Annotated in this window: 10 protein-coding genes; all 10 read left to right on the forward strand. The window is 71.8% G+C overall.

Annotation, left to right across the window (positions count from 1 at the left end):
• The first annotated feature begins 27 nt into the window (after positions 1-27).
• Positions 28-1,695, forward strand: coding sequence for an arginine--tRNA ligase (argS, locus tag AB0B48_RS04310; protein ID WP_357195666.1), 1,668 nt, complete (start codon positions 28-30; stop codon positions 1,693-1,695).
• Between the two features lies 1 nt (position 1,696).
• Positions 1,697-3,082 carry a diaminopimelate decarboxylase gene (gene lysA, locus AB0B48_RS04315; protein WP_357195669.1) on the forward strand — a complete coding sequence of 462 codons (1,386 nt, stop codon included), beginning with the start codon at positions 1,697-1,699 and terminating at the stop codon, positions 3,080-3,082.
• 8 nt (positions 3,083-3,090) lie between these two features.
• Positions 3,091-4,401, forward strand: a complete 1,311-nt coding sequence (locus AB0B48_RS04320; RefSeq protein ID WP_357195705.1) for a homoserine dehydrogenase — start codon at positions 3,091-3,093, stop codon at positions 4,399-4,401.
• A gap of 139 nt (positions 4,402-4,540) precedes the next feature.
• Positions 4,541-5,590: a threonine synthase gene (thrC, locus tag AB0B48_RS04325; RefSeq protein ID WP_355008081.1), complete on the forward strand. Its 1,050-nt coding sequence runs from the start codon at positions 4,541-4,543 to the stop codon at positions 5,588-5,590.
• 141 nt (positions 5,591-5,731) lie between these two features.
• Positions 5,732-9,013, forward strand: a complete 3,282-nt coding sequence (locus AB0B48_RS04330; RefSeq protein ID WP_357195673.1) for an efflux RND transporter permease subunit — start codon at positions 5,732-5,734, stop codon at positions 9,011-9,013.
• 134 nt (positions 9,014-9,147) lie between these two features.
• Complete coding sequence (locus tag AB0B48_RS04335; RefSeq protein ID WP_357195676.1) at positions 9,148-9,990, forward strand: polysaccharide deacetylase family protein; 843 nt, start codon at positions 9,148-9,150, stop codon at positions 9,988-9,990.
• A gap of 11 nt (positions 9,991-10,001) precedes the next feature.
• On the forward strand, positions 10,002-11,246 hold the full coding sequence (locus AB0B48_RS04340; RefSeq protein ID WP_357195679.1) for an MFS transporter: 1,245 nt from the start codon (positions 10,002-10,004) through the stop codon (positions 11,244-11,246).
• 64 nt (positions 11,247-11,310) lie between these two features.
• A complete protein-coding gene (thrB, locus tag AB0B48_RS04345) occupies positions 11,311-12,255 on the forward strand; it encodes a homoserine kinase (RefSeq protein WP_357195682.1) in 945 nt (314 codons plus the stop codon).
• A 296-nt stretch (positions 12,256-12,551) separates the two neighbouring features.
• Positions 12,552-14,738, forward strand: coding sequence for a transcription termination factor Rho (gene rho, locus AB0B48_RS04350; protein ID WP_357195685.1), 2,187 nt, complete (start codon positions 12,552-12,554; stop codon positions 14,736-14,738).
• A gap of 179 nt (positions 14,739-14,917) precedes the next feature.
• The gene (locus AB0B48_RS04355; protein ID WP_357195688.1) at positions 14,918-18,412 is read left to right on the forward strand and encodes a phosphodiester glycosidase family protein; all 3,495 of its coding nucleotides are present in this window, start codon (positions 14,918-14,920) and stop codon (positions 18,410-18,412) included.
• Positions 18,413-18,477 lie beyond the last annotated feature (65 nt).

Genomic DNA, 18,477 nt, shown 5'->3' on the forward strand with positions numbered 1-18,477 from the left:
CGAGTCTACCCCCGATAACATGGCAGGGTGACTCCTGCAGAACTAGCCTCGGTCGTCCTTGCCGCCGCCCACGCCGTCTTCGAGCAGCGTGGGCTCGACCGCGCCGCGCTGCCGGCGAGCACGGTGGTGGAGCGACCGCGCAACCCCGAGCACGGCGACTACGCCTCGACGCTCGCGCTGCAGTTGAGCAAGAAGGTCGGCGTTCCTCCCCGGGAGTTGGCGACGGCCCTGGCGGACGAGCTGGGCCGGGCAGAAGGCGTCAAATCGGTGGAAATCGCCGGGCCGGGTTTCCTGAACATCCGGCTCGACGCGGCGGCCGCCGGTCAGCTCGCGCGGGTGATCGTCGAGACCGGCGCGGAGTACGGCCGCAGTGACCGGCTCGCCGGCGAAAAGATCAACCTGGAGTTCGTCTCGGCCAACCCGACCGGACCGGTGCACATCGGCGGGGTCCGCTGGGCGGCCGTGGGTGACGCGCTGAGCCGGCTGCTGCGGGCCACCGGCGCCGACGTCGGCACGGAGTACTACTTCAACGATGCCGGTTCGCAGATCGACAGGTTCGCCCGGTCGCTGCTCGCCGCCGCCAAGGGCGAGCCGGCGCCGGAGGACGGCTACGGCGGGGCGTACATCGCCGAGATCGCCGCCGAGGTGCAGGCCCGCCGGCCGGAGGTGTCCTCGCTCGATGACGACGCGGCCCAGGAGGTCTTCCGGGTCGAGGGCGTCGCGCTGATGTTCGACGAGATCCGCTCCTCGCTGCGCGACTTCGGGGTGGAGTTCGACACCTACTTCAACGAGAAGGACCTGCACGACAGGGGCGAGCTCGACCTGGCGCTGAACCGGCTGCGTGAGCAGGGGCACCTCTACGAGTCCGAGGGCGCCACCTGGCTGCGCACCACCGACTTCGGCGACGACAAGGACCGGGTGCTGCGCAAGTCCAACGGCGAGTGGACGTACTTCGCCGCGGACTGCGCCTACTACCTGGACAAGCGCGAGCGCGGCTTCGAGCGGGTCGTGATCATGCTGGGTGCCGACCACCACGGCTACATCGGCCGGATGAAGGCGATGTCCGCCTGCTTCGGCGACGACCCGGAACGCAACCTGGAGATCCTCATCGGGCAGCTGGTCAACCTGCTGCGCGACGGCGCCCCGATGCGGATGAGCAAGCGGGCCGGCACCGTGATCACCCTGGAGGACCTGGTCGACGCGATCGGCGTGGACGCCTCCCGGTACGCGTTGGCCCGCTACTCCAGCGACTCCCCGATCGACATCGACATCGAGCTGTGGACCCGGGCGACCCGCGACAACCCGGTCTACTACGTGCAGTACGTGGCCGCCCGGACGGCGGGTGTGGCCCGTAACGCCGCCGAGGTGGGGCTGGTCCCGGGTGACGCCGACGCGTTCCGCCCCGAGCTGCTCGACCACGAGAAGGAGAACGAGCTGCTCAAGGCGCTCGCCCAGTTCCCCGCGGTGGTGGCGACGGCCGCCGAGCTGCGCGAGCCGCACCGGGTCGCCCGCTACCTGGAGGAGAGCGTCGCCGCCTCCTACCACCGGTTCTACGACAACTGCCGGGTGCTGCCGCTGGGCGACGAGGAGATCACCGACCTGCACCGCGCACGGCTCTGGCTCAACAACGCCACCCGCACGGTGATCGCCAACGGCCTGCACCTGCTCGGCGTCTCCGCACCCGAGAGGATGTGACATGAGGGCTCATGAGGCTGGTGCGCTGCACGCGGACATCAGCAACCAGGGGCCGGCCTGGCTGCGTACCCCGGCAGACGTCAACGCCCTCGTGCCGGCGCTGTGGCCGCGCAGCGTGACGCGCGGCGCGGACGGCGCGGTCGCCGTCGCGGGCCTCAGCGTCCGCGACATCGCGGCCGAGTTCGGCACCCCGGTGTACGTCCTCGACGAGGCCGACCTGCGCTCGCGTTGCCGCGACTTCCGGGCGGCCTTCCCGACCGAGGACATCTTCTACGCGGGCAAGGCGTTCCTCTGCCGGGCGGTGGTCCGGATGATCGCCGAGGAGGGGCTGTTCCTCGACGTCTGCACCGGCGGCGAGCTGGCCACCGCCCTGTCGGCCGGAATGCCGCCGGAGCGGATCGGCTTCCACGGCAACAACAAGTCGATCGCCGAGCTGGGCCGGGCGCTGGACGCCGGGGTGGGCCGCATCATCGTCGACTCGTTCACCGAGATCGACCGGCTCACCGCGCTGGCCCGCGAGCGCGGGGTCCGGCCCCGGGTGCTGGTCCGGGTCACCGTGGGCGTCGAGGCGCACACCCACGAGTTCATCGCCACCGCCCACGAGGACCAGAAGTTCGGCTTCTCCCTCGCGGGCGGTGCCGCGGCGACCGCCGCCTTCAAGATCCTCGACGAGGGCGTGCTGGAGCTGCGCGGCCTGCACTCGCACATCGGGTCGCAGATCTTCGACGCCAGCGGCTTCGAGGTCTCGGCCCGTCGGGTGCTCGCCCTTCAGGCGCAGATCCGCGACGCGCGCGGGGTGGAGCTGCCCGAGCTGGACCTGGGCGGCGGCTTCGGTATCGCGTACACCACCCAGGACGACCCGGCGACCCCGCAGGATCTGGCCAAGCGGCTTCGCAAGATCGTCGATTCGGAGTGCGCGGCGGAGAACCTGGCCGTGCCGCACCTGTCGATCGAGCCGGGCCGGGCCATCGTCGGCCCGTCCGTGTTCACCCTCTACGAGGTCGGCACGGTCAAGGACCTCGACGGCCTCCGGACGTACGTCAGCGTCGACGGCGGGATGAGCGACAACATCCGCACCGCCCTCTACGACGCGTCCTACTCGGCGACGCTGGCCTCGCGGGCCTCGACCGCGCAGCCGTTGCTCGCCCGCGTGGTGGGAAAGCACTGTGAGTCCGGGGACATCGTGGTGAAGGATGAATTCCTGCCCGCCGACGTGCAGCCCGGAGATCTTGTCGCAGTGCCCGGCACCGGTGCGTACTGCCGAAGCATGGCCAGCAACTACAACCATGTGCCCCGGCCACCGGTGGTCGCGGTGCGCGACGGCCAGGCGCGCCTGATCGTCCGGCGGGAAACCGAAGAGGACCTGCTCGCATTGGATGTTGGATGACGTCACCTGTGCGCTTGGCGCTGCTCGGCTGTGGCACTGTCGGCCAGGAGGTGGTCCGGCTGCTGCACGAGCAGTCGGCCGACCTCACCGCGCGGATCGGCGCCCCGCTGGAGATCGCCGGCATCGCCGTCCGTCGGCTCGGCCGCGACCGGGGTGACCTGCCGGTCGACGAGGACCTGTTCACCACCGACGCGCTCGGCCTGATCAAGCGCGACGACGTGGACGTGGTCATCGAGGTGGTCGGTGGCATCGAACCGGCCCGGAGTTGGCTGGTCGAGGCGTTGCGCGCCGGCAAGAGCGTGGTCACCGCCAACAAGGCGCTGCTGGCCGAGGACGGCGTGGCCCTGCACGAGGCGGCGGCCGAGGGCGGCGGCGACCTCTACTACGAGGCGTCCGTGGCCGGGGCCATCCCGCTGCTGCGCCCGCTACGCGAGTCGCTGCACGGCGATCGGATCAACCGGGTCACCGGCATCGTCAACGGCACCACCAACTTCATCCTCTCCGCGATGGACGCGACCGGCGCCGGCTTCGCCGAGGCCCTTGAAGAGGCCACCGCCCTGGGGTATGCGGAAGCCGATCCGACCGCCGACGTGGAGGGCTTCGACGCGGCGGCGAAGGCGGCGATCCTCGCCTCGCTGGCGTTCCACACCCGGGTCGGCGCCGCCGACGTGCACCGCGAGGGCATCACCGAGGTGACCGCCGCGGACATGGCCAGCGCCCAGGCGATGGGTTGCACGATCAAACTGCTCTGCATCGCGGCCCGGGGTGTCGACTCCACCGGCCAGGAGACGGTCAGCGTCCGGGTGCACCCGGCGATGATCCCGCGCAGCCACCCGCTGGCCAGTGTCGGGGACGCGTTCAACGCGGTCTTCGTGGAGGCCGACGCGGCCGGGCAGTTGATGTTCTACGGTCGGGGCGCCGGTGGCGCGCCCACCGCCAGCGCGGTGCTCGGTGATGTGGTCGCGGTGTCCCGCAACCGGCTCGCCGGGGTGCGCGCGGCCAGCGAGAGCGCGTACGCGGACCTTGCGGTCCGGCCGATGGGTGAGGCGTTGACCCGCTACCACGTGAGCCTCGACGTGGCCGACCGCCCGGGTGTGCTGGCGTCGGTGGCGAGCGTGTTCGCCCGGCACGACGTGTCGATCGCGACGGTGCGGCAGGGCTCGGCGGGCGGGCCGGCGGGTCGCGACGGCGACGCCGAGCTGGTCATCGTCACCCACGTGGCACCGGACGCCGCGCTCGCCGCGACCGTCGGCGAGCTGCGCGGTCTGGACATCGTCCGGTCGGTCACCAGTGTGCTGCGGGTCGAGGGCGGCGCCTGAGTCGTTGCATCATCGACGGGGCGGCGCGCGCGTCCCGCCAGGTGGGTAGGCAGGGGTGTGCCATTGACCACTCCAGCAGGCTGGTCCAAGGTGGCCCTGACAATCGGGTGGGCACGGCGGTAGAGGCGAGGAGAGCGACATGTGGCGGGGTCTGATCGAGGCGTACCGGGATCGGCTGCCGGTCACCGCGGCCACGCCGGTCGTCACGCTGCACGAGGGCAACACCCCGCTGTTGCCGGCGCCGGTGCTGTCCGCCCGGCTCGGCTGCGACGTGCACCTCAAGGTGGAGGGCGCCAACCCGACCGGCTCCTTCAAGGACCGGGGGATGACCCTCGCGGTGTCCAAGGCGGTCGAAGCCGGCAACAAGGCCATCATCTGCGCCTCCACCGGTAACACCAGCGCCTCCGCCGCGGCGTACGCGGCCCGGGCCGGGTTGACCTGCGCCGTGCTGGTGCCGCAGGGCAAGATCGCGTTGGGCAAGTTGGCCCAGGCGCTGGTGCACGGCGCGAAGCTGCTCCAGGTGAACGGCAACTTCGACGACTGCCTCGCGACGGCCGCCAAGCTCGCCCAGGACTACCCGGTCGCGTTGGTCAACTCGGTCAACATCGACCGGCTGCACGGCCAGAAGACCGCAGCCTTCGAGATCGTCGAGGCGCTCGGCGACGCGCCCGACATCCACTGCCTGCCGGTCGGCAACGCCGGCAACATCTCCGCGTACTGGATGGGATACGCGGAGGATCGGGCCGCCGGTGCCACCACCCGCACCCCGAAGATGTACGGCTTCCAGGCCGCCGGCGCGGCCCCGATCGTGACCGGCCAGGTGGTGCCGGAGCCGTCCACCATCGCCACCGCGATCCGGATCGGCAACCCGGCGAGCTGGACCAAGGCACTGGATGCCCGAGACGCCTCCGGTGGCCTGATCGCGTCGGTGACCGACCGGGAGATCCTCTCCGCGTACCGTCTGCTCGCCCGTGAGGTGGGGGTCTTCGTCGAGCTGGGCAGCGCGGCCAGCGTGGCCGGCCTGTTGCAGCAGGCCGCGGCGGGCGCGGTGCCGCCCGGCTCCACAGTGGTCTGCACGGTGACCGGCCACGGGCTGAAGGACCCGGAATGGGCGATTTCCACCGCGCCGGCACCGGTGACCATCGCGAACGACCCGCTGGCCGCGGCGCGCGCCCTCGACCTGGCCTGAGCGCGCCGCCGTCCGGGCGGTGTTCGACGGCGGGCAGCTGAACGGCGCGACGGCCCGGGGGCGGCGGGGGCCGAGGTATGCGAGTCCGGCACACTTTCGGGTATCCCCGCCCGCATTCTCGTTCAGGAGTGAGCCAGGCCGATGTCGCTGCTCGCCAGATTCAGCCTCGCCAACCGAGGGCTGATTGCCCTCATCGCGGTGGTGACCACGGTGTTCGGAGTGTTCGCCGTGCCGTCGCTGAAGCAGCAACTGCTGCCGTCGCTCGAGTTCCCGGCCGCGTTCATCGTGGCTCCCTTCCCCGGCGCCGGCCCCGAGATCGTCGAGTCGCAGGTGACCGAGCCGATCGAGAACGCCCTCCAGGGCATCCCGGGGCTGGACCAGGTCACCTCCACCTCCCGCGAGGGGGCGGCCACCGTCCAGGTGACGTACGAGTTCGGCACCGACCTCGACGACGTCGTCAACAAGATGCAGACCGCGTTGAGCCGGATCGACTCCCAACTGCCGGAGGGCGTCGACCCGCAGGTCATCGCGGGTAGCACCGACGACCTGCCGGCGGTGGTGCTGGCCGCGGCCGGCGCCGCGGACGAGCGGGCGCTGGCCGAGAAGCTGCGCGCGACTGTGGTGCCGGAGCTGGAGGGCATCGAGGGGGTACGCACTGTCGAGGTGACCGGCACCCGCGACGACGTCGTGGTGGTCACCCCGGACCCGGCGAAGTTGGCCGCAGCGAAGATCCAGCCGACGGCCATCGGCGCGGCGCTGAAGACCAACGGCGTGGCGGTTCCGGCCGGCGCGGTGACCGACGGAGCGTTGGCCCTCCCGGTGCAGGTCGGCACGCCGATCGCCACCCTGGAGGACCTGCGCGGCATCGTGGTCGTCCCAGCCGCGGCACCCGTTCGCCTCGGTGACGTGGCGACGGTCGAGCAGCAGCTCGCCCCGGCCACGGCGATCACCCGGACCAACGGCAAGGACAGCCTCGGTATCGCGGTCACCGCGGCACCGGACGGCAACGCCGTGGAGATCTCGCACGAGATCCGGGACCGGCTCGACGACCTGAAGGACGCCTCCGGCGCGGAGCTGACAGTGGTCTTCGACCAGGCGCCGTTCGTCGAGAAGTCGATCGAGTCCCTGACCACGGAGGGCCTGCTGGGCCTGGTGATGGCGGTCATCGTCATCCTGGTGTTCCTGCTGTCGGTGCGCTCGACGGTGGTCACCGCGGTCTCCATCCCGCTCTCCGTGCTGGTGGCGTTGATCGCCCTGTGGATCGGTGACTACTCGCTCAACCTGCTCACCCTCGGCGCGTTGACCATCGCGGTCGGTCGGGTGGTCGACGACTCGATCGTGGTGTTGGAGAACATCAAACGCCACCTTGAGTACGGCGAGGAGAAACGGCACGCCATCATCACCGGCGTTCGGGAGGTCGCCGGTGCGGTGACCGCGTCGACCCTCACCACGGTGGCGGTGTTCGCGCCGATCGCGCTGGTCGGCGGGTTCGTGGGCCAGCTCTTCGCGCCGTTCGCGATCACCGTGACGGTGGCCCTGCTCGCCTCGCTGCTGGTGTCGCTGACAGTGATTCCGGTCCTCGCGTACTGGTTCCTAAAGCCACGCGGCGGCACCGCTGACGACGAGGCGGTACGCCACGCGGCGGAGGAGAAGGAGCTGCGCAGCCCGTTGCAGCGGGCGTACCTGCCCGTGATCGGGTTCGCCACCGGCAAGCGGTCGACCCGTTGGATCACCGTCGGGCTCGGCCTGCTGGTGCTCTTCGGCACCTTCGGTCTGGCGCAGAAGTTGGAGACCAACTTCCTGGACGACTCCGGCCAGGACACCCTCAACATGAGCCAGGAGCTGCCGGCCGGCAGTGGCCTGGCGGCCACCGACGCGGCGGCCAAGCAGGTCGAGTCGGTGCTGTCGAACACCGACGGCGTCGAGACGTACCAGGTGACCGCCGGCGGTGGGGACAACCCGTGGGCGGGCGGCGGCGGCAACAACGTCGCCAGCTGGTCGCTGGCGCTCGACGGTGACACCGACGCGAAGCAGATGCGTGAGGTGCTGCGCAAGGAGTTCGACAAGCTCGGCGCCGGTGTGGGTGAGATCAGCTTCGGTGGCGGGCAGGAGGCGTCGACCAGCCAGCTGGAGGTGATCGTCCAGGCCAGCGACCCGGAGGCGCTGACCCGGGCCGCCGAGGAGGCGCGGGCCGCGATGGCCGGCCTGCCGGACGTCGAGGACGTGTCCACCAGCCTGGCCGCGCGGGTGCCGCGGGTCGACGTGGTGGTGGACCGGGTCGCCGCCGGTCGGGTCGGGCTCACCGAGGCCGCCGTGGGGCAGCTCGTGTCGCAGGCGTTCCGGGGAGCGCCGCTGGGTCAGGTCGCGCTCGACGGCCAGCAGCAGAACGTGGTGCTGCGGTTGGGCACGCAGCCGCCGATGACGGTGGAGGAGCTGCGGGCACTGCCGGTTGGTCCGGTCAAGCTGGGCGACATCGCGCAGGTCACCCAGGGTGAGGGCCCGCAGCAGGTCACCCGCATCGACGGTGAGCGCAGCGTGTCGGTGACCGGCGCGGCGACCGGCTCGAACCTGGGCGCGACCAGCAAGGAGTTGCAGAAGCGGCTGGACGGCCTCAACGTGCCGGGTGCGAGCTTCACCATCGGTGGTGTCAGCGCGGACCAGGCGGACGCCTTCGCGGACCTGGGCCTGGCGGTGCTGGCCGCGATCGCCATCGTCTTCCTGATCATGGTGGCCACGTTCCGTAGCCTCACTCAGGCGCTGATCCTGCTGATCTCCATCCCGTTCGCGTCGACCGGTGCCATCGGTCTGCTGTTGATCACCGGGACGGCGCTCGGTGTGCCGGCGCTGATCGGTGTGCTGATGCTGGTCGGCATCGTGGTGACCAACGCGATCGTGTTGCTCGACCTGATCAACCAGTACCGGGCGCAGGGCATGGGGGTCCGGGAAGCGGTGGTCGAGGGTGGTCGTCGCCGGCTGCGCCCGATCCTGATGACGGCGGTAGCGACGATCTTCGCGCTGCTGCCGATGGCGTTCGGGTTGACCGGTGAGGGCGGCTTCATCTCTCAGCCGCTGGCGGTCGTGGTGATCGGTGGTCTGCTCAGCTCGACGCTGCTCACGCTGATCCTGGTGCCGACGCTCTACACGATGGTGGAGCACACCAAGGAGTCGCTGCGGGCTCGGCGCGCACGACGGCGTTCCGGCGGGTCGGCGGTGACCACGACGACGGAGGCCGACGAGACGCCAGCGCCGAACCAGGTCGCGGTGCCGAGTGGCGCACCCGCCCCGGTCGCGACCGAGGGTGTGCAGCCGGCCGCGCGACCCGCGCCGTCGGCCGCGCTGGTGGAGGGCACGGACCAGTTCGAGGTGCTGCGGTTGCCGCGTAGCCGTACCTCCCCGCTGCCTCCGGCGGAGCCGACCGAGTAGGTCGCAGAGCAGTTCGGAACGCCCCCGGCGGATTGTCGCCGGGGGCGTTCCCGGTTCATTCGACCGAAAACACTCCGACTCGACCACCCCACACTTTGTGTAACTTCTTGCATACTCCTCGTAGACGGGTGGGGGTGTGGGTGAAGCGGGGCGGGCAGATGGCCGAGGGCGCGCGCGGGTGGGGCCGACGCGACCTGCTGCGCCGTGGCCTGCTGGTGGTGGGCGGTGTGGCCATCGGCGCGGGGACGTCCGAGGCGTGGTGGATCACCCATCGCCGGATGCCGATCGCCGGCGGCCCCGCCAGCGCCACCCTCGGTAACGGCCAACAGGATGTCGGCTCCGGCGCGGTGGACGTCGTCTGGTCCGGGCGGACCAACCAGCGCCTGGTGGCCCTCACCTTCGACGACGGGCCGGCACCACAGTGGACTCCCATGGTGCTCGACACACTGGCCCAGCACCGGGTGCCGGCCACCTTCTTCATGGTCGGCGCGCAGGTCCGTCGACACGCCGACGTCGTCCGCGACCGGCTCGCCGGGCACGAGGTGGGCAACCACAGCTGGGAACACCGGGACCTGGCCGAACTGGACGCCGCCGAGGCGTACGACGACCTGCGCCGCAGCCACGACGCGATCGCCGACCTGACCGGGGTGCCGCCGGCGCTCCTCCGCCCGCCGTATGGCCACCTGGGCGGGGCGGTGCTGCACGCGGCGGCCCGGCTGGACTATCGGCTGGTGCTCTGGTCGTTGCAGATGGTGGAGCGCCAGTTCCCCGACGATCCGGCCGGTCACGCCCAACGGATCGTGGCCGAGGTTCGACCGGGAACGATCGTGCTCGGCCACGATGTGGGGGCGCACCGGCGGCTGGTCGCACTGCGGGGTCTGACCGACATGATCAACGGGCTACGGTCGCGTGGTTACACCTTCGTCACGGTTTCGGCGCTGCTGGGAGCGGGTGTGGGTACGACACCGACCAGGTAGGGTCGCGCTCCGTGGCGTCCACCCTCTCGGTTCTGACCGGCAATCGGAGCTTCCGCAACCTCTTCGCCGCCGAGCTGGTGGTCTTCGGCGCCGACTGGTTCGTCATGGTGCCGCTGCTGGTGCTGCTGCCGCACCTGACCGGCAGCGGCGTCTGGGGCGCGCTGGTGTTGGCCGTGGACACCGGCATCGTGGCGTTGCTGCTGCCGTACACCGGCACCATCGCCGACCGCTTCGACCGCCGAAAGATCATGATCGCCGCGAACGTGGCCGCGCTGGCGGGCGTGTTGCTGCTGCTCGGCGTGCGGAACGCCGGAACCGCGTGGCTGGCGCTGGTCGCCATCGGAGTGGTGGCGGTCGCCAAGGCGTTCTACTCGCCGGCCGCCCAGGCTGCGCTGCCCAACGTGCTGGAGCCCCACGAACTCGCCGCTGGCAACGCCGTCGCCGGCTCGGCCTGGGGCACCATGACCGTGGTCGGTGCGTCGCTCGGCGGCGTGCTCAGCACCGCTGCCGGCCCGTACGTCTGCTTCTGGGTCGCGGCGGTGGGCCTGGCGGCGGCCGCGGCCCTCGCCACCCGGATCCGTCGGCCGTTGCAGGCGCCTCGGGACGCCGACCAACCGGCCCAGCGAACCTGGTCGGCGGTCCGCGAGGCGCTCGGCTACATCGGTCACCGCCCCCGGGTGCTCGCGCTTGTCACCGTCAAGTCCGCGGTGGGCCTGGGCAACGGCGTGCTGACAGTGTTTCCGCTGCTGGCCGGCGTGTACGGTGTCGGCCCGCTCGGTGCCGGCCTGCTGTTCGCCGTACGCGGCGCGGGAGCGTTGGTGGGGCCGATCCTGATGCGCCGGGTGTTGACCAACCGGGCCTGGCTGCTGCCCGGGCTCGCGCTGTCCATGTCGCTCTATGGCCTGTCCTACCTGGGCACCTCGGTGGTGCGATGGTTTCCGCTGGTGCTGCTGCTGGTCTTCGTGGCGCACTTCGCGGGTGGCAGCAACTGGGTGATGTCGAACTTCGCCCTTCAGGGTGAAGTCCCGGACCGGTTGCGGGGCCGCGTCTTCGCCACCGACATGATGCTGGCGACGCTGGCGATCTCGGTGAGTCAACTGGCGGTTGCCCTGGTGGTGGACTCGGTCGACGAACGGGTGGTGCTCGCCGGCTGCGGTCTGATCACCCTCGTGTACGCGGTCGGCTGGCGGATCGCCACCCGCCGGCTGTCGCTCACCGATCCGGCCGTCGAGCCGGTCCCGGACCCGGCCGGCTGAACTCGACGGTCCCAGGCAGCGGGCGCGGGACCGGTTCGTCGGTCCCGAGCCCTAGCATGGGCGCGTGCCGACGAACTTCACCGCCGAGCCGGTCCGGGTCCGCGTCCCGGCGACCAGCGCCAACCTGGGCCCGGGCTTCGACGCGCTGGGTCTCGCCCTCGGGCTCTACGACGACGTGGCCGCCGAGGTCGCCTCGGGCGGTGTCCGGGTGACAGTGACCGGGCAGGGCGCCGGTGAGCTGCCCGACGACGACCGGCACCTGGTGGTGCGGGCCATGCGCGCCGCGTTCGACGTGCTCGGGGCCCACCCCGCAGGGCTGAGCGTGGAGTGTGTCAACCGGATCCCGCAGGCACGTGGGCTGGGCTCCTCGTCCGCCGCGATCGTCGCCGGGGTGCTGCTGGCCCGTGCCCTGGTCGTCGATGGGGAGCAGCGCCTCGACGACGCCGGCGCGCTGCGACTGGCCGCCGAGATCGAGGGCCACCCCGACAATGTGGCGCCGTGCCTGCTCGGCGGTTTCACTGTGGCCTGGTCCGAGCCGGGCGGCGCCCGGGCGGTTTCGCTGCCGGTCGCCGCAGCGGTGCGGCCCACTGTTTTCGTTCCGGCGGAACGCGGTTTGACCGCGACCGCGCGGGAGGCTCTGCCGGCAACCGTGCCGCATGGTGACGCCGCGTTGACCGCCGGGCGCGCGGCGCTGCTGGTGCACGCGCTCACCACGGACCCGACCCTGCTGCTGCCGGCGACCGTCGACCGACTCCATCAGGATTACCGCGCAGCGGGCATGCCAGGCACATCTGCCCTGGTCAGCGCGCTGCGTGCGGCCGATGTGGCAGCTGTGGTCAGTGGGGCGGGGCCGACTGTTCTGGCGCTCAGTCAGCCTCCGGCGGGCTTCCCAGTGGGAACAGACTGGGAGATCTGGCAGTTACCGATAGACGTCAGCGGCGCGCGGGTCGCACGGGGTAGACTTGGACACGCCGAGCGGGACCCTGTTGCCGCAGGTCGGAAGAGTTGATTACGCTCTAGACCTAGCACAGCCGCGAAGCACGCGATCTCCTGCGGGGCGGCGCACCCCCGAAGCTCTCGGCGGTCAGCCCGTCTACCCCTGCCAAAGGCCCACGCCGCACCGCAGTTTCCACAGGTCGCCGCAGACGGCGAGACCTGCTCACCGACGTTGGTGAGTCGGGATACCGACCGGCTGCTGTGTAACAGACTCCCGCGACGCGTCCTTGCGAGGCGGGTGCACCGAGGCCGCCCGGCCACCTGAGCTCCGACTCCGGGCAGTCCCGGCCTATCGAGGGAAGGAATCCATTGAGCGACACCACCGACGTGACGTCGGATGTTTCCAACGTCGCTGGCGATGCCACCGCAGCCGCTCCCGCCCGTCGGCGGCGTAGCGGCACCGGTCTGTCGGCGATGCTGCTGCCAGAGCTGCAGAGCCTGGCTGCGTCGCTCGGCATCTCCGGCACGGCTCGCATGCGCAAGGGCGAGCTGATCGCCGCGATTTCCGAGCGGCAGGGCGGCAACGCCGCCGGGACCCCTCGACCACGGGCCGAGGTCGCGGCCGCGGCCGCCCCGACCCGTGAGGGAGTGCGCGCCGAGGTGCGGGAGACCGCCGACCGGCCGGCAGCCGAAGGACGCGGTGCCGAGCAGGCGCCGGCCGAGCCGGCCGCCGAGACCGAGGGCCGTAGCCGCACCCGGCGGAGCCGGACCGCAACGGCGGAGGCCCGTACCACCGAGGCTCGCCCCGCTGAGGCGCGGACGACCGAGCCGCGGGCAACCGAGGCACGGGCAACCGAGGCACGGACGACCGAGCCGCGTAGCGACGAGGCGGAAGCCGGCGAGCGGGCCGAGCGTGGCGAGAACCGCCGCGACCGGGCCGAGCGTCCGGAGCGCGCCGAGCGTGCCGACCGGGGCGAGCGTGCCGACCGGGGCGAGCGTGCCGACCGGAATGAGCGTTCCGACCGGGGCGAGCGGGCCGAGCGTGGCGAGCGGACCGAGCGGGCCGACCGCGGTGAGCGTGCCGACCGGGGTGAGCGGACCGAGCGTGGCGAGCGCAACGACCGGGGCGACCGTGCCGAGCGTGGCGATCGGGCCGAGCGGGGCGAGCGCAACGACCGGGGCGAGCGTTCCGACCGGGGCGAGCGGGCCGAGCGCAACGACCGACCCGACCGCGGTGACCGCAACGACCGCAACGACCGTGGTCAGCGTGTCGAGCGGGACAGCGACGACGACGACGAGGGTGGCGGCCGGCGCGGCCGGCGCAGCCGTTTCCGGGACCGTCGCCGTGGGCGCGGCGAGCGTACCGAGACCGGTACCGACACCGGCGGGCGTGAGCCGCAGGTCAACGAGGATGACGTACTCGTCCCGGTGGCCGGCATCATCGACGTGCTCGACAACTACGCCTTCGTGCGGACGACCGGTTACCTGGCCGGCCCGAACGACGTGTACGTCTCGATGTCCCAGATCAAGAAGTACGGCCTGCGCCGCGGTGACGCGATCACCGGTGCGGTGCGGGCGGCCCGAGAGGGCGGCAACAGCGGTGACCAGCGGCGCGACAAGTACAACCCGCTGATGCGGCTGGACACGATCAACGGGATGGAGCCCGAGGAGGCCCGGCGTCGTCCGGAGTTCTACAAGCTCACCCCGCTCTACCCGCAGGAGCGCCTGCGGCTGGAGACCGAGCCGCACATCCTCACCACCCGGGTCATCGACCTGGTCATGCCGATCGGCAAGGGCCAGCGGGCACTCATCCAGTCTCCGCCCAAGGCGGGTAAGACGATGGTGCTGCAGGCGATCGCGAACGCGATCACCCGCAACAACCCGGAGTGCCACCTGATGGTGGTGCTGGTGGACGAGCGGCCTGAAGAGGTCACCGACATGCAGCGGTCGATCAAGGGCGAGGTCATCGCGGCCACGTTCGACCGTCCGCCGCAGGACCACACCACGGTGGCGGAGCTGGCCATCGAGCGGGCCAAGCGCCTCGTCGAGCTTGGGCACGACGTCGTCGTGCTGCTCGACTCGGTGACCCGGCTCGGTCGGTCGTACAACCTGGCGGCGCCGGCCAGCGGCCGGATCATGTCGGGTGGTATCGACTCCACGGCGCTGTACCCGCCGAAGCGCTTCCTCGGCGCGGCCCGCAACATCGAGAACGGCGGGTCGCTGACCATCATCGCCACGGCGCTGGTGGAGACCGGGTCCATGGCGGACACGGTCATCTTCGAGGAGTTCAAGGGCACCGGCAACGCCGAGTTGAAGCTGGACCGGAAGATCGCCGACAAGCGGACCTTCCCGGCCATCGACATCAACCCGTCCGGTACGCGTAAGGAAGAGGTCCTGCTCGCACCGGAAGAGCTGGCCATCATCCACAAGCTCCGGAAGGTGCTGCACTCGCTGGACTCGCAGGCCGCGATGGATCTTCTGCTGGACCGGCTCAAGCAGTCCCGCACGAACATCGAGTTCCTGATGCAGATCGCGAAGTCGACGCCGGGGGAGTAACCATCCCCGGGTGACGACGAAGGGGCACGGCCATCGCGGCCGTGCCCCTTCGTCATGTTTCCGAGCCGACATCCGCAGCCGGCGGGCGATGACCTCCACGCCGTCAGATGATGGAATTTTCCTTCGGTTCAGTCGACAGGTATTGAAACTTCTATTCATCGCCGGGTTGACTGTCGTCCATGCGTACCCGCAGACGATCCGCCCGCCGCACCGGCGTCCTGCTGCTGACGCCGCTGCTCGCCCTGGCCCTGTCGCCGCCGGCCACCGCCGCACCCACCATCGACCCGCCCACACCGGCCTCACCGTCCGTGGCCTCACCCACCATCGCCGAGGAAGCGCCGCCCGCGTCCTCCCGCCCGGCCGGCTCGGTCAGCCTGTCCGCCGCGCCGACGGTCGCGACCGCCCCGACCACCGGCGCTGGTGGTCTGGAGCCGGCCGGTGGGCTGGAGACCACGAAGGCCACCCGGCCGGTCGCGCCGGGCGTGCAACTGACGTCCTTCGACCGGTACGACGCCGAGGGCTGGCTGCGCGCCGACGCGCTCACCACCGACCTGGCCGGCGGCTCCACGGTCGACTACGTCAACTCCGGCGCGGTCAGCCGGGCCGAGCCCCTGCGAAAGGCGGTGGACCAGTCGCGCGCTGTCGCCGCGGTCAACGGCGACTTCTTCGACATCAACAACTCCGGTGCCGCCCAGGGCGTCGGCGTCCGTGACGGCGAGCTGATCCAGTCGGGGGTCAACGGTCATCGCAACGCGGTGGCGGTCACCACCAACGGGGTCGGGCGGGTGATCGAGGTGAACTTCGACGGCAGCGCCGCCCTGCCCACCGGGCCGGTCCCGCTGACCCAGTTCAACAACATGGTGCAGGCCGACGGCATCGGCGCCTTCACCGAGCTGTGGGGGACGTATCCCCGGCAGCGTGCCGTGGAGGGCGCGGTCCGGGTGGTCGAGGTCACCGTGACCGGCGGTCGGGTGGCCGCGGTGGGAAGCGTGGCCGGTAGCGGCCCGATCGTCGCGGGCAGCACCGTGCTGCTCGGCCGCGACCTCGGCGCGGACGCGCTTGCCGGTCTGCGCCCCGGTGACCCGGTGGCGGTCGCCTGGCGGCCGAAGCCGTCCGACGGCAGCACCCTGCACGCGGCGGTCGGGGGCGGCAACGTCCTGGTCCGCGACGGCGTCGTGCAGGCCATCGCCGACCCGACCCTCGCACCCCGCACCGCCGTCGGGTTCAGCGCCGACGGTCGAAAAATGATCATGCTGACGGTGGACGGCCGTCAGGTCGACAGCCGCGGCGTGACGCAGACCGAGATGGGCCGGATGATGGCCGAGTTGGGCGCCCACCACGCGCTCAACCTGGACGGTGGCGGATCGTCCACGCTGCTGGCCCGGGAGCCGGGCGCGCCCGCCGTGCAGCTGGAGAACGGCCCCTCCGACGGCAGCGAGCGGGCCGTGCCCAACGGCCTGGCCATCTACGCGCCGAAGGGCAGCGGGCGACTCACCGGCTACTGGGTCGAGACGGCCAGCGACCCCACCGCCGCCCCGGGCGTCTCACCGGTGCGAGGTGGACGGCCCGACCGGGTCTTCCCGGGGCTGACCCGCACACTCACCGCATCCGGCTACGACGAGACGTACGGGCCGGCGGCCGGCGCCCCCACCTGGCGGGCGACCCCGGCGGTACGCGGCCGGGTCGACAGGGACGGCGTGTTCCACGCCGCCGCGCCGGGGGCCAGCACGGTCACCGCCGGACGGGGGCGGGTCACCGGCTCGCTGAACCTCACGGTGCTCGGCCCGCTGGCCCGGATCGGCACCACCGCGCCGCGGGTCGGGCTGACCGGCCGGGACGGTGACGCCCTGGTCGGCGTCGTCGGATACGACGCCGAAGGCAACACCGCGCCGATCGAGCCGAACGACCTCACCCTCGACTACGACCGGGACCTGCTGCGGATCACCCCCACCGGGGACGGCAACCTGTCCATCGCTGCTTTACGGGACACCGGCTCCGGCCTGGTGACCGTTCACGTCGGACGTACGAGCGCGGTCCTGCCGGTCACCGTCGGGCTGACCGACGTGCCGGTCGCCGGTTTCGACGACGCCGCGTCCTGGCGGTTCAGTCAGGCCCGTGCCAGCGGTTCGGTGGCGCCGGCGCCCGGGCACACCGGCACCGGCCTGCGAATGTCGTACGACTTCAGCCAGTCCACCGGCACGCGGGCCGCGTACGCCGACCCGCCCGCCTGGATCGAGGTGCCCGGTCAACCGCAGGCCTTCGGGATGTGGATCCACGGCAACGGCACTGGGGAGTGGCCCAGCCTGCACCTGCACGACGCCCAGGACACGCAACACGTGCTGCGTGGCCCACTGATCACCTGGACCGGTTGGCGGTACGTGGAGTTCGCGGTGCCGGCCGGGGTGCAGTACCCGGTGCGGGTACGCCGCTTCTACGTGGCCGAGACGAACGCGGCGGCGCAGTACACCAGCGAGGTGATCATCGATGACCTGGTGGCGAAGGTGCCCCCGACCGTCGACGTGCCGCAGGTGGCCCTGCGTACCGATCGGGTGGTGGTCCGCGACGGCACTGTGGACGGCGCGCCGTGGCGGTTCGCTGTGCTCTCCGACGCCCAGTTCGTCGCCGCCGACCCGGACAGCGACCTGGTCGCCCAGGCCCGGCGGACGTTGCGCGAGGTGCGGGCGGCCCGGCCGGACTTCCTCCTGATCAACGGCGACTTCGTGGACACCGCCTACCCGGCCGACTTCGCGCTGGCCCGGCGGATCCTCGACGAGGAGTTGGGCGACGCGCTGCCCTGGTACTACGTGCCCGGCAACCACGAGATCATGGGCGCTCCGATCAGCAACTTCGCGGCCGCGTTCGGTGCCACCTCCCGGGTGTTCGACCACAACGGCACCCGGTTCGTCACGCTGAACTCGTCCACCGGGACGCTGCGCGGCGGAGGCTTCGACCAGGTACGGATGCTCCGCGAGGCGCTGGACGCCGCGGCCACCGACCGGCGCGTGGGTTCGGTCGTCGTCCTGCACCACCACCCGACGCGTGACCCCAGCCCGGCGCAGGCCAGCCAGCTCGGCGACCGCAAGGAGGCGGCGTTGCTGGAACAGTGGCTGGCCGACTTCCAGCACCGCACCGGCAAGGGCGCGCTGTTCGTGGGCGGGCACGTCGGCACGTTCCACGCCGACCGGGTGGACGGGGTGCCGTACGTGATCAACGGCAACGCCGGCAAGACGCCGTCCACCCCGGCCGACCAGGGCGGCTTCACCGGTTGGACGGAGTTCGGCGTGGACCCGGTGACCCCGGCCGAGGCCGACCGGGCCCGTCGTGACCCCCTCGCCGAGGGCCCGCGTTGGGTGGACGCGGAGTTCCACGCGCACGCCGACCGCCTCACCGTGGCCGCCCCGGCCAGCGTCGCGGTCGGCACCCCCGTCGCGGTCACCGCCACGCTGACCCAGCCCGACGGGCGTACGGTCCCGGTGGCCGCACCGGTCAGCGCCGACTGGTCGGCGTCGCCGGGAGTGCACGTCGGTTCGGCGGCCGGGGTGCGCCCCTGGCACACCGCCCGGTTCGACCCGGCCACCGGCACCCTGACGGCACTGCGGCCCGGCGCGCCGATACGCCTGACGGTCGAGGTGAACGGCGCGCGTGCCGAGGCCACCATCACCGTCACCGGGTGAACCGTCCGGACGGGCCCCACGCGCGGGGGCCGGCCCGTCACCGCAGTAGTCGCCGTCGGGCCCCG

This window comes from Micromonospora sp. NPDC049089 (genome assembly GCF_040648775.1).
Classification (GTDB): Bacteria; Actinomycetota; Actinomycetes; order Mycobacteriales; family Micromonosporaceae; genus Micromonospora.